We start from the raw sequence: 15,753 nt of genomic DNA, 5'->3' as shown, positions 1-15,753 counted from the left end.
TGTGCTGTGAAAACATTTCTGGCTCGTGCATCGCGTCGTTCATCCCACACGGCCTTTTTGCGCCGCTTCAGGATTACGCCCAGGCTGGTGCTGTGTTTCGGACTTTCTTCGGCGCTGATGGTCGCCCTTGGCGCATTCTGCCTGCTGCAAATGCAGCAGATCCGCGACCAGGGCGAGGCGGTGCAAAGCGGCGCGCTGCCCAGCATTGCCATGGCCGATGCGCTGGCCATCGCGCTGGTCAAGCTGCGCAGCGAGTCGAGCCGGCTGATTGCCAACGCCGATGACCCGGGAGCGGTCATCAACGGCAAGATCAACGTCGAGCAACTGCGCAACGAGGTGGAAAAAGGCTTCCAGGATTACCTGGCACACGCCAAGGCGGTGGCTGAACGCGACTCTATCGTGGCCTTGCAAGATGCCTACAAGGCGTTCATGCCGGCCTTGCAGGACCAGATGCGCCTGATCGAGCAGAACGACCTGGCGCAGGCCCGTATGCTGGCCAACACCACGCTGTCGATCCAGGGCGACCTGATGGACATGCAGGTGCAACTGCTGCGTGAACTCAACCGGCAGAGCGCTGCGTCGGCCGTGCAGATTGCCGCCGAGCGCTACGAGCAGACGCGTATCATCGCCCTGAGCGCCATCGTTGGTGTACTGATCATGACCCTGCTGCTGGCCTGGCGCCTGAGCGTGAGCATCATTCATCCGATGCGCAATGCGCTGCACATTGCCAATACCATTGCCGAGGGCGACCTGAGCGAGCACGCCATCGCGCCGGGCAAGGACGAGACCGCACAGTTGCTGCACACCCTGGAGCGCATGCGCGGCAACCTGCACGGCACCATTGATCAGATCTATGCGGCAGCCACGCAACTGTCGCAGGCGGTGCAGGAAATGGGCAGCATCGCCGAGTCCAGCGCCAGCAACCTGAAATTGCAGAACACTGAAATCGAACAGGCGGCCGTGGCGATCAATCAGATGAGCCAGGCGGCAGTGCAGGTGGCCGATAACGCCAGCAACACCGTGTCCGAGTCCAGGGCATCAAGCCAGGCGGCCGTGCAGGGCCAGCAGCGCCTGTCGGCCACCATCGGCTCGATCAAGGATTTGACCGACAACGTGCTGGACTCTTCGCATCAGGCCGAGGGCCTGGCCGAACAGACCCAGAGCATCAGCAGCATCCTGGATGTGATTCGCTCGATCGCCAACCAGACCAACCTGCTGGCCCTCAATGCCGCCATCGAGGCGGCGCGCGCCGGTGAGGCCGGGCGGGGGTTTGCCGTGGTGGCCGACGAGGTGCGCTCGCTGGCGCAACGCACCAGTGCCTCGACCACGGAAATCGAAGGCTTGATCAGTGGCGTGCAGCGCAGCACCCAGGAAACTGCCGAATCCTTGCGCCACACCGCCAGCCAGGCCAACCAGACCCTGGAGCAGGCCGCCGCGACCGGCGAGGCGTTGACGGTGATCATCAGCTCGACCACCACCATCAACGACCGCAACCTGCAGATCGCCAGCGCCGCCGAACAACAGGCCCAGGTCGCCAATGAGGTGGACCGCAACCTGAGCAGCATCCGCGACCTGTCGACCCAGACCGCCTCCGGCGCCCAGCAGACCACGGTGGCCAGCAACGCACTGTCGATGCTGGCCACCGACCTGAACATGGTGGTTCAGCGGTTTGTGTTGTAACGCCGCCTGACCCGCGCAGAGGCCGACGCACGGGGTGCGTCGGCCATACCGCCATCGCCAGACAGTTGCTGCGGGCGGCGATCCGACGATGAGGCCGGCAAGGCCCATACACCTGCTGTGCCTGTCACACAGCTATCGCCAGCAGAGCTGCCTCCCACAGTCCGGTGCCAGGCACGAGACCTTGGGCGACATTAATCCTGTGGGAGGCGGCTTGCTGCGGGCGGCGATCCGGCGATGAGGCCAGCGAGGCCCATACACCTGCTGCGCCTGTGCCATAGCTATCGCCAGCAGAGCTGCCTTCCACAGGTTCAGATCGGGCGCAGGCGGTATTGCGGGGGAAGCTGGTCCAGGCCGCTGATGGTGGTGTCCAGGCTTTTCCAGCGACCGTCCTTGATGCCGTAGATGCAGCCGTGCACCGACAGGCTCTGGCCACGGTGCCAGGCGTTCTGGACGATGGTGGTGTGGCTGACGTTGGCCACCTGCTGGATGACGTTGAGCTCGCACATGCGGTCGACGCGCTCTTCTTCAGTAGGCAGTTTGCCGAGGTCGGCGCGGTGCTCGTAGTAGAGGTCGCGGATCGAGCGCAGCCAGCCATCGATCAGGCCGTACTGGCGGTCCTGCATGGAGGCACGCACGCCGCCGCAGCCGTAGTGGCCGGTCACCAGGATGTGTTTGACCTTGAGCACATCGACCGCGTACTGGATCACCGACAGGCAGTTGAGGTCGGTGTGCAGCACGACGTTGGCCACGTTGCGGTGCACGAACAGGTCACCCGGCAGCATGCCGACGATCTCGTTGGCGGGCACGCGAGCGTCCGAACAGCCGATCCACAGGTATTCCGGCGTCTGCTGACGCGCCAGCTTGGCGAAGAACTCGGGGTCTTCCCGGTTGATCGCTTCGGCCCAGCGGGCGTTGTTGTCGATCAGGTCTTGTAATGCGTTCATGCGGTGCTACCTCAGGGACGATGCTCGGTTATGACGGGGGCTGTCTCGTTGGGGTCACTACATTGATAGCCTGTAGCCAGCGGTAATCGCTGATCCCGATTCAGGCGCACAGACGGGACGACTGGTCCTGTCGCCGGCAAGCCGCCTCCGACATGGGCCGCGTCGCCGTTGACCGATTTAAACGGAATCTTCGCCAGCGTGGCCGGTCCACCGCACAGACCCCGGAAATAAAAGGATTGTGTCATGAGCGAAGAACGTCGCCCCTTCAATGCCGAACAACCCGAGCCGATCGACGACAACGAGGATCGCATGGGTGCGGTACGTGAACTGGACTTCGACGATGAAGATACCGCGCGCATCGGCGATGAAATGCCTGAACAGGCGCTGCGCCAAGAGCTTCCCGACCAGCGGGAGCGCGAAGCCGGCCTGACCGGGGCATCGACCGCCGACCATCACGGCACCGACGATGATCTGCAGCCCGATACGCTGATTCGCGAAGACGGCGCCCGCTCGCCCGACGAGCCAGGCTCAAACCGCCCTGCCGATCAGGAACTGAGCCTGACCGACCAGGCCGACATCGGTGCCGGCCACGGCCTGGATGAAGAAGAACTGGCGCACCTGGACCCGCTCGATGGCAAGCCCGAATGATCAGTCCAGCAAGGTGCAGGCCATGACCACGGCGTCTTCGCGACCGTCGGCGGCCGGGTAGTAGTCGCGACGGCGACCAATCTCGTTGAAGCCGTATTGTTCATACAGGCGATACGCGGGGCGGTTGCTGTCGCGCAGTTCCAGAAAGCACTCGCGGGCATTGAGTTCGTAGGCACGCTTCATCAGGTGGTCGAGCAACCGGTAGCCCAGGCCACGGCCCTGGCTTTCAGGCTTGATGGTGATGTTGAGCAGGTGTGCTTCATCGATGATGACCTGGATGACGCCGTGGCCGACCTGCTGGGCGCCCTCGAACATCAACCAGACTTCGTAGGATTTCAGGGCATCGGTAAAGATGCCCCGGGTCCAGGGGTGGCTGAAGGCGGCGTACTCGATTTTCAGCACGGCATCGAGGTCCGCTTCGGTCATGCGGCGAAAGGTGGTGGTTTCACTCATCTTGGGTTTTCCAGCGCGCCATCAGTTGGCGCATGGCCTTCCAGACGTCGGCCTTGCGCTGCGGCTCGTCCATCAATGATTCAAGGCCCGGCAGCGCCCAGACAGTTCCCAGGCCAGGGACCTGGCGTTCCTGGTAAAACGCTTCGCTGTCGGCTTCGCCGGCAAAGCGCACGGCCGGCAGGCCGACCAGCCAGAGGCAGGTGCACGGGTGTTCTTCGAGGCGTGCCGCGACAAACCCCTGGACGAAATCGCGGGCCGCTTCCGGGCCCTGATCCATGCGGCTGCGCACCAGCAGCGGCCAGCGTACCGGCTCGCCAACGATTTGCGGACTGTCAGGCAGGCCGGCGGCACGCAACATGTCCTTGAGCAACAGGTAGGTCGGGTCGCGGCTCTGGAATGGCTGGCCGGTGGATAACTCGACCAGCAACAGGCAGCGACCGGCCCGCAGCAATTGCAAGGCAAAGCGCGGCGGTGGCACGACGACGACCTTGGGCGCAGATTCCACGTCGGGCGCTTCGCTACCGGCCACCTTGCGCGCAGCGGCAGGCGTCGGGCGCGGCACTTCGATCTTCGGCCGTGGCACCGGCGTGCGCAGTGGCGCGGGCGGCGCAGTCGCCGGCGCCATGTCGGGCGCCGCAGGACGGGCCTGGGATGCCGAGGCGACGGGCGCTGTCACGGCAGGCGCCTCGGGCACCGGTACAGGCGCCAACAGTTCCGGCCGCGACGGGGCTGCAAAAGGCAGTTCGGTACGCGGCAGCCAGCTTTCCACCTGCATGGCGGTCAGATAAGCACGGCGACGGGACTCGGTCAGCAAAAGATCAGCCACTTGTGGATAAGTCAGGCGCGCAATTCTAGGGGGTGCGCCGGTTTACTGCCAGTGCTGTTCAGCCCACCGTTCATCCTCGATCACCGGGGTTGAAGGCGTGAGGTGAAACGCAGGGCGGACGATGCAGTACAATCGCTGCCTTTCATTTGCCACGGTCGACTTGTCATGATCGAACCCAAGCGCGTCCTGCGCGCCCTGGCCGAACACTGGGCCTTGCTGGAGCCTTTGTGCGAGCACTTTGACCAGGGCACCCTGAGCCTGAGCGAGCTGCGCCTGCAGTTGGCCGCCCGCCAGCCAGACAGCACCGCGCAGGACATCACCCAACTGCTGGACGTGTGGATCCGCCTGGACATTCTGGTGCCGGTGGCCAAGAGTCCGAACCGCTTCGAGCTCAATGCGCAGATCCACGACTTTCTGTCTTACCTGCGGCATGAGCATCGCCTGGGGCTGTGCCTGGAAATCGAGGCGTACCTGCGCCACCTGGAGCGCCTGGCCGGGTATATCCAGGATGCCTTCGACATTCATGATGCCAATGACCTGGCGCGGCAGCTGCGCCTGCTCGACATGCGCGTGCGCGATGTGCTGAAAAAGCTCGCCAACGACGAACAGGCCCTGGTGGCGGTGGCCGAGCGGGCCAAGACCCAGGACCGGCAGATTCCGCTGCGTCAGCGCTACGCCGAGGTGCTGGCGACCTGGGACGAATACGTCGAACCCATGATCCAGCTGGTCAACGCTGACGGTGCTTTTGAACAGGGCGTGCGCAAGGTCGAAAAGGTGCTGCTGCACCTGCTGACCGAGCAGCAGCGCCTTGGCCACCTGGTCGACGACGACATGCTGCTGCGCACCCACGCACGCATTCTGGAAATGCAGACCAACGCACAGCTGACCCTGCGCCATGCCCGCGAACTGCTGCTGCCACTGCGCGAAGAAGCGCGCCGGCATAACGCCGTGACCCGGGGGGCGGCGCTGGCGCTGTCGGCGATCCGCCGCAAAGGCCTGGACGCCCTGCCGCAGGCGGCCATGCCGCTGTTCACCCGACCGCAAAGCACATTTCTGGGCAGCGCCAGCCAGGTCGAGGCGTATGTCTATGCGCTGGCGCACTTCGAGCCCAAGCCGACGAAGTTTCCCAAGGCCAGCGCCACGCGCAACGGCGAACAACCGCGGGCGCCGCGCACGGTCAAGGAAATGCTTGAGCGCTGCGAAGACGCCCTGCCCTTGCCCGACCTGATGGACTGGCTGCTGGAGCAGGAGCCAGAGGGCGCCACCGATGAGCTGCTGTACTGGTTCTCGCGCCTGTCACGCGACAAGCGCTTTGCCCGCCAACGCCTGGAGCGCCGTGACTACCTGACCCTGGAGCATCGGGTCAGCCTGCGCTCCTTCGCCCTGCTCAGTGCTGGCAACGAGCAGCCAGAGAATTCCGAGAGCGTCCTACATGCAACTTGATTTGTCTGAAATGTCTCAACTGGCTCCGATCTTTCGCGAGCTGTTCAAGGGCTATCACATCAGCCGCCGCGACCCGGAACTGTACGCGCAGTTATCCAACTCGCAGGACCAGTACCGCACGCTGTTCAAGGCACTGGGGTTCGAGCTGGTGTGTGACACCCGCGGCTTTTATTACTTCGTGCCAGAGCTGGCCGCCGCCCAGGTCAACAAGACGGCCCAGCGCCTGGCGCTGTTCACCTTCATTCTGGTCGAGCACCTGGCCGATCAGGGCCGCGACCCGGTCAACGTGCTCGACGGCGGCAGCCTGGGCCGTGACGAATTGCCTTCGCTGCTGGACAAGTACCGCGACCTGTTCGTGCAGGCCGAGGTCCAGACCCAGGAAGAGCTGGAAGAAAAGATCATGCGCCGCATGACCCAGCTGGGCTTTGCCAGTGAAGAGGTGGGCATCTATCGCTTCCTGCCGCCGATGCACCGTTTTCTGGATGTGTGCCTGTCGGTGCAACAGGACCGCGACCTGGCCGCTGCGCTGCACAGTGATCTGCCGCTGCCGACACCGGTGCTGGTGGATGACGGACTGGAAGACGACGATTTCGAAGTGCAGGAAACCGAGGAGCAGGCCCTGGCCCGCGCCATCGCCGACGAGCAACAGGAGATCAATGCATGAGCCAGGAACGTTATGGCATTCGCCGCTTTGCCCTGCTCAACACCGCCGGCTACAGCCTGGGGCTGTTTCCGCTGGAGTATCCCCTGTCGGTCTATGGCGCAAACAACCTGGGCAAGAGTGCGTCGATCAATGCCCTGCAATTTCCCATCCTGGCGCGCATGTCGGACATGAGTTTCGGCAAGTACAGCCTGGAGCAATCACGGCGTTTCTATTTTGCCTCCGACACCAGCTACATTCTGGTCGAGGTCAACCTGGCCCACGGCCCGCATGTGATTGGCGTGGTCGGGCGCGGACCGGGGGGCGGCTTTGGTCACCAGTTCTTTGCCTATGCGGGCGAGCTGGACCTGGGGCACTACCAGAAGAACGACACCTGCCTGCGCCAGAAAGAACTGTTCAACAACCTGGCCAGCCACGGCCTGAAAGCCTATGAGCTCAAGCCCGATGAGCTGCGCCGCCTGTTGGTCGGCGGACACACCTCGATCCCGCTGGACCTGACGCTGATTCCGCTGCGCTCGACCAGCGAACAGAGCCTCAAGACCTTCCGTGCGCTGTTCATCAACCTGCTGCACATGCGTGAAATCACCGCCGCCAAGCTCAAGCAGCTGTTTCTCGATGCCTTTGAGCACAGCTTGCGCTCGGGCAGCGTCGATTACATTGCCGCCTGTGAAGAGGCGTTCCGCGATGTGCGGCGCATGGAGCAGGACTACAACTCGCTGGTGCAGGCCGGGGCGCTGGTCGAGGCGCTGGCCTCGGGCGTTCGCCAGCGCGAAGTGCTGCGCGGCAAGCTGCACCGTATCTCGCCCTTGCTCGATGCGCTGCTCGGCACCTGGTCGGACTATTCCGGCGCACGCAAGGAAGAGCTGGTCATCCAGGCCGAGCACTACCGGGCCCAGCAGGATGTGATGCAGAACGACCAGCGCAACAGCACCCAGGAGCTGATGCGCCTGGAACGTGAGATCAGCAGCCTGCAACGCTGGCTGGGCGAACTGTCGGTGCTGCGCAACCGCTTTGCCCTGGTCGATGATGCCAGGGTGCTGGAACAGCAACTGCTCAGCGCCAAGGACGCCCACGATGAACTGGCCGGTGCCCTGGCGCAGTCGCGGCAATTCAGTGCCGAGGACCTGGAGGAGCGGCTGCGTGATCTGGAGCGCCGCCTGAAGTCGGTGAAGCAGCAACTGGACCATGCCGACAACAACAGTTATGCGCGCTTGTGCGAGGAGTTTTCCCAGGGCGATGTCGAGCGGCTGATGCGCCTGTTCAATGGTGCGCTGTTCAGCCTGCCACTGGGTGAAGATGGCATTGCGCTGGACGATGGCCAGGCCTGGGTCAGCTCGCTGCAAACGTTGCTGGACCGGTTCAAGGGTGATCAATTCCAGGTGCCGGGGTTGTCGATCAACCTGTCGAGCATCGAACCCCCGACCTTGCAGGCCCTGGCGGATCGCGCCGTGCTGCGCGACCAGAAGGACCGTCTGGAAAAAGAACTCAAGCAGCTCAAGACCCAACAGGCCGTGGCCTCCGACCGCATTGCCAGCAAGAGCCAGACCGAGGCGCTGTACAAGCAGGTGCTGGATGCCCAGAAGGCGCTGGAAGACTTCCGTCGTTGCCAGACCCTGAGCGCTGAAGAGCCGGGCAAGCTGGCGGAACTGGCGCAACTGGAAGCGGCGCAGGATGAGCTCAAGCGCTCCAGCGACGCCTTTACCGAACGCGTTCAGCAGTTGTCGGCCAAGTTACAACTGGTGGCGCGGCAGATCGGTGATCTGGAAGCCAAGCAGCGCACGCTGGACGATGCCTTGCGCCGTCGACAGCTGCTGCCGGCCGACCTGCCTCATGGCGTGCCGTTCATGGAGGATGTCGACGACTCTGTGGATAACTTGCTGCCCCTGCTCAATGATTATCAGGACAGCTGGCAGGCGCTGCAGCGTTGCGACGGTCAGATCGATGCCTTGTATGCGCAGGTGCGCCTTAAAGGTGTCGCCAAGTTCGACAGCGAAGAAGATGTCGAGCGGCGCCTGCAATTGTTGATCAATGCGTATGCCCACCGCACCGATGAAGCGTTGACCCTGGGCAAGGCACGTCGTGCGGCGGTGACCGACATTGCCCGTACCTTGCGCAATATACGCAGCGACTATGAAAGCCTTGAGCATCAGTTGGCGCTGTTCAACCGCGAAATCAACAAGCGGCAGGTGTCCAACCTGGCGAGCTTCCGGATTGTGCTGGCGCCCAACAAGGAGGCACTCAAACACATCGACCAGATTATCCACAGCGCCGGCCAGTACGAAGAAGGCGAGACGCTGTCGGTCTTCGACCTCAGTCAGAGTGCCGAGCAGGATTCGAAGAATGAAGAGGCCAAGGAGTATCTGGCGCGCCTGGTGGCCGCCAATCATAACCAGTTGGGTCTGAAGGACCTGTTCGAGCTGGCGTTCGAGATCACCAAGGTCAATGGCCAGCCGGTGATTCACACGGACATCGACGGCGCAGCGTCCAACGGTACGACAATGACCATCAAGGCGCTGACCAACATGTACTTGCTATTGCACTTGATGGACCGCGACCTGGCCGGGCGTGTGCGCCTGCCCTATTACCTCGACGAGGCCGCGGACATCGACGAGAAGAACCAGTCGGCATTGCTCGAAACCAGTCAGCAACTGGGCTTTGTACCCATCCTGGCGAGCGTGAAGCCGCAGGTGTCGGCCCATGTGGCGATTGACCTGGAGGCCGGCAGCGGGCCTAACGGTATTTATATCGATGAGGCCGACTGGAAGTATATTCATCGTCGTGAAGAAGCGGCCAAGCCGGAAGAAGAAGTGGCTTAGGTTGATCGGTTGTACCGGGACCGCCTCTTGAGGCGGTCTTTTTTATAGGCCAGGCCCGGCCCCTCCATCAAGCCATTGGCTTACGTGTAGCCCGCTTCAATGAGCTTTACCAGGCGGTGGAGGGACTGCAAAACCGGGGTAGGAACGCCATTCTGTCGACCCAGTTCCACCACCGCGCCCTGGATGAAGTCGATCTCGGTCTTTCGGCCAGACTCCACGTCCTGCAGCATCGAGGGTTTGTGCCGGGCCTGATGCTCGAATGCATAGGCGACGGCTTGCCTGACCCGGTCTTTCTGCACCGCAATGCCCATTGCGCCAGCCACCTGAAGCGTTTCGTCAATGACGCTGTCCGCCAGCAAGCGTCCATGTTCGCAGTGCCCGATGCAGCCCACTGCCTGGCGAGTAATCGCACACACGCCGTTGAGGGCCGCGTTGAAGGCAACCTTCTCCCAGATGGCGATCTGCACGTGCGGATCAGCCTGGCAGGGCAAGCCTGAGGCTTGAAATACCCTGGCGATGTCCAGGACTGCAGGGGTTTCCCGGCCGTCCCACGACCAGAGAGTGATATGGCCATCACCATGGCTGTGAACGACACCTGGCTCAAGCAGGTCGGCAGGCAGGTTTGTCATCCCGACCAGGATGTGATCGGCCGGCACGACCTTGGCAATAAGCGGCGCATTACCCAAGCCATTCTGTACCGAAAGCACCCATGTCGCCGGCCCGACAAGGTGCCGTACCGATTCGATCGCGACCTCGGTATGGAACCCCTTGGTGAGGATGATCAGCAGGTCAAAGGTGCCCGAATACGCGTCAGCCCTGGCAATGGGCAGCTTGACCTTTTCACTTGAAGCAGGGGTCACCAGCCTCAGTCCTTGATGCTGGATGGCTTCGACAGTCCTCTGGCAAACCTCTATCAAAGAGACATCCTGCCCGCCCACGGCCAGTCGAACAGCGAACAGCCCGCCCATGGCGCCGGCGCCCACAATGGCTATTTTCATGGTTGCTCCAACGGGTGAACACGCACCATCAGGCCTGCTTCAAGGCGCCATCGAACGCCGGCGTCAGCCCTGACAGTTCCAGCTTGCGGACAAATTCGCCGAGACGTTGCTGCTTGTAGGCTTCCACGTCCAGGTGGCGATAGTCGTAGAAGCCCTGGCCATCTCGCAAGCCATTACGGCCGTTTTGCATATTGTCGGCAATCACCTGGGGCGACTCGAAACGCGGTGCCAGCGCGCCGCTCAAGTAACGCGAGGCGTAGTAGAGAATGTCGCCTCCCCCCCAGTCAATGAACTCAAGCAGCCCCAGCACCGAGAAGCGCAAACCGAAGCCGACGCGTATTGCCGTGTCGATATCCTCGGCACTGGCCACGCCTTCTTCGACCATTCGTGCGGCTTCATTCATCGCCAGCGCCTGGATGCGCGGGACGATGTAGCCGGCCACCGGATTGCACACCACCGGCACCTTGCCGATGCGCTTGAGCAATTGCAGCAGCCGCTCGACCACCTGTGGGCAGGTCGCCTCGCTGCGGCTGACTTCCACCAATGGCATCAGGTACGCCGGATTCAGCCAGTGCGCATTCACGAAGCGCTTCGGCTCACTGACCATTTCGCTCAGCTCGGTGACCAGAAAGGTCGATGTCGTGGAAGCGATGATGGTCGACGCCGGAACGTGCTCGCTGACCCAGGCGAACGTCTTCTGCTTGACCGCAATGACCTCCGGCACCGCTTCGAACACCAGGTCGCACTGGGGCAAGGTCATCGCGGCCTGGGCTCTGGATTGCACCGTCACCCGGGACAGGGCGATGTCCGCCTGTTCCACCTGAAGCACGCCGAGGCGTACCAGCCTGTGCAGCTCGCTGCGGATGTTGTTGCGCACGCGCTCGAAGTAGGCTCGTTGCTCGTCTTCGTCACGCTCCTTGATGTCGACCAGGTTGACTGGCAGGCCCGCATGGATGAACGCCAGGGCAATCCCCTCGCCCATCCTGCCGGCACCGACCACGCTGACATGAAACCGCTCGGCGCTCATCAGTTGTAGCCCCTGGTCAACAACTCGGTCATCTGCGCCCGGCTCAGATCCGCCAGGCCGAGGTTTTCCAGGGTGCGGCCTTCGGCGTAGAGGTCACGGGCCGCGACGGCCGAAGCAATGCTCAGCAGGCCTTGCGCAACCGGGGTCGGCACACCGGCCCAGCGGCCGACGGAAACCAGGAAGGACAGGCCCAGGCGGGTGTCTTCGAGCATGTAGCGATGGGTCTGCAAGTCGATGTCTTCACGCCAGTCGCCACTGTCGGTCAGCTTGCCATGGGCACCGCGACCGTACATCCACTCGTCGCCTTCGTCGGTGTTGTAGTGATCGCTCAATGGAAAATGGGGTGCGCCGTAGGACAGCGCTTCGCGCACAGCCATGCGCTCGGCGTCGAGCTGGTTGGTCACGCGGCGGATGGACGGCTGGGTGCCCTCGTTATGAATGTCCCATGCCTCGAAATGCTCCAGCGGCCCGGCATTCATGATGATAAGCGGCGGGTGAATGATGGGGCCTGCGTTCATCAACGCCCCGCTCAGGGCGTCCTCGATCGGCTCGACGCTCGGGTAGGCCTTGCGCAACACAGCGAAGGCGTGCCCGGACAGGCTGCTCGGAAACACACCGGTCGGCAGCCGGGTGGCGTAGCCACTGATCACCAGGTTACTGGCACCGTGCTTGCGCACCAGGTACGGCAGCGTGCCGGTTTCAGCAAACGCGACCTGGCTCGGGTTGCCTGCATCGGTCATGGCCTTGGCGAATACGTAGCTGCCGAAGGTGCCCGGCGGCAAGAACACGACCTGGCCGTCGCGCAGGTGCGGGGCGACGTGCCGGGCCAGGTCTTCGTGGGCGGTCGATGGCAGCGCAATGATCACCAGGTGTGCGTCACGCAAGGCTTCGGCCAGGTTGTCGGTCAGGGACAGCGTGTCGTCTGGTTTGCCAACGGATAACTGGCGAGTCCCCTGGTAGTCCCTGATCGTCAGGCCACCGATCTCCAGCAACGCCTTGAGTGCTGCGCCGTCACGGCGCCACAGGCGGGTCGTGTGCCCCTTTTCAGCCATTTCGACAGCAGCGGCGTAGCAGCCGTGGCCGCCGCCCAGCACGGTAATATTCATGGACAGGCTCCTTTTATAAGAGCCTTGATGCTACTGATCCCTACCGCCGCACACTTACCCGATTGCGCAGCCGAGTGACGAATTACGCAGGCGTTTCAATGCTTCTGTCGCCGCAGGGTGTCTGACGGCAGGCAGCCATAGCGTTGCCGGTAGGCACTGGAGAAATGCCCGAAGCTGTTGATGCCGTGACGCAACAGGATGTCGGTGACGGTTTCGCCGGACCTGCCCTGCTTCAGTGATTCGTGGATTACCGCCAGGCGACGATCACGGATGTACTCGACCGGTGCCTGCTGGAGAAACTGGTTGAAACCGTTCTGCAAGGTGCGGACCGAGACACCACTCAGCTCGCTCAGGGTCGCCAGGCTGATCGGTTCATCAAGGTGTTCCTCGATGTAGTCACGGGCCTTTTTCACATGGTGCGGTAGCGGCGCGTGCGAATCGTTCAAGAGATCCGCCGAGTAGTTATGCGGCAGTTGTGTAAGCAACAGTTGCATCAGGTATTCGGACAGGCCACTGGCGATGCGCGAACCGTCCACACCGCTGCCGTAAAGCCGACAGATATAGTCCAGGGTGTGATAGAGGCTGACGACACCAACGCCCAGAGGGTCGACGCTGACATCGAAGATCACCGACTGGCGCAGGCTACGACCGAGCAGGCGTTGCAGTTGTGCTTCCAGGGCATCACGGTCGACGCGCAGGATCAGGTTGCGGCATTGGCCATCGGTGATGATGCGGCTGGTCGCGAACGGCGAGGAGATGCTCAGGTAGCCCGACTGCATGGCCGCGCTGCGCTGCCCGTGGGCCACTTCGCACTGGCCCTGCAAGGTGATGCGAAACAGGTATTGATCGGCAATGTCGCCGATGCTGATCTCGACCGGCGCTCCATAGCACAGGTCCAGCAGCGCCGAGTCGCCGAAAAACACGCCATTGAGTCGGGTGTGAATAGGCTCGTCGCGCAATAGCCTGAAGCTGTGCGGGCACAGATAATGGCTGACCTTGTTCTTGATCTCGCGATAATCGGCCGAGTTGAGCAGGCTGTGCTTTTCCAGCAGGTGTACATCATTCAACATCAGAGGCTCTCCCGCACTGGAGCAGAAAGGCCCCGAGCCGTTCAAACGGAGCGAGGCCGAGGTGCCAATCATGGATTATCCGGGTCAAGCCTGGGTCGGGTACTCCCGGGCATAGCTCTCTCGGAAACAGCGGCAACCCCACCATAGCAGAAGCACTGTCAAGGTCGATGCACCGGCGATCACCAGCGACATGGATGAGCCCACGGCCGCCGGCGAACCGAAGTAACGGTCGGTCAACAACGCCACCAGTGTGGTACCCAGGCCCAGCCCCAACAGGTTGCTGATCAGCAGAAACATTGCCGATACCTGTGCGCGCACCTGATTCGGCGCCAGGACCTGCATCGCCGCCGTGGACGCCGGCAGCGGGAACGAAGCGAAGAACATCGCCGGCACCAACAGGGTGACCGACAGCCATAGCTGATCGGCCTGGGGGAACAGTACGGCCGGCACCGCCATGCCGAGCGCACCGATGACGCCGGTGCGCATGGCGGCGTCCTGATGACCTTTCCTGGCCAGGTAATCGGTGAGCCATCCACCGAAAAACACCCCCGTGGTATTGGCCAGCAACAGCACACTACCCAGCATGTAGCCCGCGTCCATTGGCGACAGGCCGAACTTGCGGATATACAGCGCCGGGCTCCAGCTCATCATGCAGAAAAGCGCCATGGCGTAAAACGAAAAGCCCAGGTAATGGTAGGTGAAGGTGGCGCGATGGCGGCCGAGGAAGCGCACGCCATCGCTCAGCGCAACCTGGCGGGCCTTGCCCTGCGCATCGACCTGCAGGCCCTTGCGCATCGGGTCACGGACGGTAAGCCAGATCAGCAGGCCTACCAGCACGCCGGGCAGGCCGACAATGAAGAACGCCAGCTGCCAGGCCTTCATCTCGCCGAGAAAGGCGACTTCGATGGCGTTCATGTCCTTGAGCAGGGCAATCACATAGCCGCCGACCAGGAAGGCTACACCGCCACCGACGAACGAGCCAATCGAGTAGATGCCCACTACGCGACCGAGTTTTTCCTTGGGAAACATATCGCTGAACATCGAGTAGGCCGAAGGCGACAGGGCCGCTTCGCCGACACCGACGCCTATGCGGGCGAGGAACATGTGCAGGAAGTTCTTGCTGATGCCGCACGCGGCCGTTGCCAGGCTCCAGAACACCACGCCGACGGCGATGATCTTCGGGCGGGAGAAGCGGTCCGCCAAATACGCAATGGGCATGCCCATGAACGCGTAGAACAACGAAAAGGCCAGCCCATGCAGCAAGCTGAACTGGGTATCGCTGATTTGAAGATCGGCCTTGATGGGCTCGATCATCAACGCCAGGATCTGCCGATCTATAAATGAAAATATGTAGGCGATCATGCACAGGGTGACCACGTACCACTCATAAACATATGTCTTTTTCTTGTGCAGGACCGCTTCATTGACCTGGATATTCACTCGTGTTTGCTCCTCGTTGAATCCGCTCAAGCGCATGGCGCGCCGGGTGACAGTGCGCAGGATCGCGACTGGGAAGTGGCTGGGCAGATGCATGCCGCCGGTGAGCGGGTCGCATGAGAGCTGTAACAAAAGATGGGGTCGAGCATGGTCAGGTCTCTTTTTATTGTTATGAGGTCATCATGCGCCGGGCTATGCAGGCGCTGGAACCGGGACGGTCAGCGCCTCGGTGCGTGTCAGGCAAGGCGCAGCCGTGCCTGCGACAACACTTAACAACAGTGTGGTTACCGGCCTCGACGTCGCGCCTAAACTAGCGATTGCACGGCCTGCCAGCCTCCCCGATTGCGCAGGTGACTCTCCAATTGCGCAGCCTTGTGCAGGCAACCTGAGCGTTGTTGTCGCTGGGGCATGCGCATGCCTGTCTCGGGCAGAGGCTTGCCGAGAGCATGGCGCGGTATGAGCAGCTTTATATGGCTGGCGGGGAGGCCATGTTGCCTGAGTGAGGGTTGGTCGCAGCGGCCAGGGAATGTTTTATTCCGCGCAAAGCAAAACCCCCGATCGCAAGGCGATCAGGGGTTCTGGGTTTGAATCTTGACGATGACCTACTCTCACATGGAGAAGCTCCACACTACCATCGGCGATGC

13 protein-coding genes and 1 pseudogene are annotated in these 15,753 nt (G+C 62.4%); 6 read left to right on the top strand and 8 right to left on the bottom strand.

All coding sequences use genetic code 11. The features are described from left to right. Positions 1-6: 6 nt before the first annotated feature. Both DGA31_RS30945 and DGA31_RS30940 read left to right on the top strand, forming a co-directional pair. A pseudogene (locus tag DGA31_RS30945) lies at positions 7-822 on the top strand (MCP four helix bundle domain-containing protein); the annotation flags it as partial. After that, on the top strand, positions 817-1,680 hold the full coding sequence (locus DGA31_RS30940) for a methyl-accepting chemotaxis protein (RefSeq protein ID WP_421958008.1): 864 nt from the start codon (positions 817-819) through the stop codon (positions 1,678-1,680). The pseudogene DGA31_RS30945 and the gene DGA31_RS30940, both read left to right, overlap by 6 nt. Positions 1,681-1,988: 308 nt before the next feature. On the opposite strand, the gene can is transcribed toward DGA31_RS30940, so the two are convergent. Beyond that, positions 1,989-2,624: a carbonate dehydratase gene (gene can / locus DGA31_RS25250; RefSeq protein ID WP_056841782.1), complete on the bottom strand. Its 636-nt coding sequence runs from the start codon at positions 2,622-2,624 to the stop codon at positions 1,989-1,991. Positions 2,625-2,867: 243 nt separating this feature from the next. On the opposite strand from can, the gene DGA31_RS25245 reads away from it, so the two are divergent. After that, positions 2,868-3,272, top strand: a complete 405-nt coding sequence (locus DGA31_RS25245; RefSeq protein ID WP_056841783.1) for a hypothetical protein — start codon at positions 2,868-2,870, stop codon at positions 3,270-3,272. Here DGA31_RS25245 and rimI read toward each other — a convergent pair whose 3' ends face one another. Then, positions 3,273-3,725 (bottom strand): ribosomal protein S18-alanine N-acetyltransferase, encoded by a 453-nt coding sequence (rimI, locus tag DGA31_RS25240; protein ID WP_109514357.1) that lies wholly within the window; start codon positions 3,723-3,725, stop codon positions 3,273-3,275. Next, positions 3,718-4,539, bottom strand: coding sequence for an energy transducer TonB (locus tag DGA31_RS25235; protein WP_109514356.1), 822 nt, complete (start codon positions 4,537-4,539; stop codon positions 3,718-3,720). Before DGA31_RS25235 ends, rimI begins: the two co-directional genes overlap by 8 nt. Positions 4,540-4,716: 177 nt before the next feature. On the opposite strand from DGA31_RS25235, the gene mksB reads away from it, so the two are divergent. Genes mksB through mksF form a run of 3 tightly spaced genes read left to right on the top strand, consistent with a single transcriptional unit; the run spans position 4,717 to position 9,471 of the window. Further along, entirely contained in the window at positions 4,717-5,994 is a 1,278-nt protein-coding gene (gene mksB, locus DGA31_RS25230) for an Mks condensin complex protein MksB (protein ID WP_109514355.1), read from the top strand. Further along, entirely contained in the window at positions 5,984-6,658 is a 675-nt protein-coding gene (gene mksE / locus DGA31_RS25225; RefSeq protein ID WP_056841787.1) for an Mks condensin complex protein MksE, read from the top strand. The genes mksB and mksE overlap by 11 nt, the downstream gene beginning before the upstream one ends. Beyond that, positions 6,655-9,471: an Mks condensin complex protein MksF gene (gene mksF, locus DGA31_RS25220; protein ID WP_056841788.1), complete on the top strand. Its 2,817-nt coding sequence runs from the start codon at positions 6,655-6,657 to the stop codon at positions 9,469-9,471. The genes mksE and mksF overlap by 4 nt, the downstream gene beginning before the upstream one ends. A gap of 80 nt (positions 9,472-9,551) precedes the next feature. On the opposite strand, the gene DGA31_RS25215 is transcribed toward mksF, so the two are convergent. From DGA31_RS25215 to DGA31_RS25195, 5 genes are all read right to left on the bottom strand, one after another. Then, on the bottom strand, positions 9,552-10,469 hold the full coding sequence (locus DGA31_RS25215; protein ID WP_109514354.1) for a ketopantoate reductase family protein: 918 nt from the start codon (positions 10,467-10,469) through the stop codon (positions 9,552-9,554). A 28-nt stretch (positions 10,470-10,497) separates the two neighbouring features. Next, entirely contained in the window at positions 10,498-11,496 is a 999-nt protein-coding gene (locus DGA31_RS25210) for a 3-hydroxybutyryl-CoA dehydrogenase (RefSeq protein WP_109514353.1), read from the bottom strand. Next, a complete protein-coding gene (locus tag DGA31_RS25205) occupies positions 11,496-12,602 on the bottom strand; it encodes an NAD/NADP-dependent octopine/nopaline dehydrogenase family protein (protein WP_109514352.1) in 1,107 nt (368 codons plus the stop codon). Before DGA31_RS25205 ends, DGA31_RS25210 begins: the two co-directional genes overlap by 1 nt. Positions 12,603-12,697: 95 nt before the next feature. After that, on the bottom strand, positions 12,698-13,672 hold the full coding sequence (locus DGA31_RS25200; protein WP_056841792.1) for an AraC family transcriptional regulator: 975 nt from the start codon (positions 13,670-13,672) through the stop codon (positions 12,698-12,700). 84 nt (positions 13,673-13,756) lie between these two features. Further along, positions 13,757-15,112: a spinster family MFS transporter gene (locus DGA31_RS25195; RefSeq protein ID WP_056841793.1), complete on the bottom strand. Its 1,356-nt coding sequence runs from the start codon at positions 15,110-15,112 to the stop codon at positions 13,757-13,759. Positions 15,113-15,753 lie beyond the last annotated feature (641 nt).

It is taken from the genome of Pseudomonas ovata (genome assembly GCF_003131185.1).
GTDB classification, from domain to species: domain Bacteria; phylum Pseudomonadota; class Gammaproteobacteria; order Pseudomonadales; family Pseudomonadaceae; genus Aquipseudomonas; species Aquipseudomonas ovata.
This window is presented reverse-complemented; position numbering and strand designations above follow the sequence as displayed.

Excerpts from the sequence above, each read along its gene's own strand:
- DGA31_RS30940 (WP_421958008.1), top strand. The coding sequence starts at position 817 with ATGCGCGGCAACCTGCACGGCACCATTGATCAGATCTATGCGGCAGCC.
- can (WP_056841782.1), bottom strand. The coding sequence starts at position 2,624 with ATGAACGCATTACAAGACCTGATCGACAACAACGCCCGCTGGGCCGAA.
- DGA31_RS25245 (WP_056841783.1), top strand. The coding sequence starts at position 2,868 with ATGAGCGAAGAACGTCGCCCCTTCAATGCCGAACAACCCGAGCCGATC.
- rimI (WP_109514357.1), bottom strand. The coding sequence starts at position 3,725 with ATGAGTGAAACCACCACCTTTCGCCGCATGACCGAAGCGGACCTCGAT.
- mksB (WP_109514355.1), top strand. The coding sequence starts at position 4,717 with ATGATCGAACCCAAGCGCGTCCTGCGCGCCCTGGCCGAACACTGGGCC.
- mksE (WP_056841787.1), top strand. The coding sequence starts at position 5,984 with ATGCAACTTGATTTGTCTGAAATGTCTCAACTGGCTCCGATCTTTCGC.
- mksF (WP_056841788.1), top strand. The coding sequence starts at position 6,655 with ATGAGCCAGGAACGTTATGGCATTCGCCGCTTTGCCCTGCTCAACACC.
- DGA31_RS25215 (WP_109514354.1), bottom strand. The coding sequence starts at position 10,469 with ATGAAAATAGCCATTGTGGGCGCCGGCGCCATGGGCGGGCTGTTCGCT.
- DGA31_RS25210 (WP_109514353.1), bottom strand. The coding sequence starts at position 11,496 with ATGAGCGCCGAGCGGTTTCATGTCAGCGTGGTCGGTGCCGGCAGGATG.
- DGA31_RS25205 (WP_109514352.1), bottom strand. The coding sequence starts at position 12,602 with ATGAATATTACCGTGCTGGGCGGCGGCCACGGCTGCTACGCCGCTGCT.
- DGA31_RS25200 (WP_056841792.1), bottom strand. The coding sequence starts at position 13,672 with ATGTTGAATGATGTACACCTGCTGGAAAAGCACAGCCTGCTCAACTCG.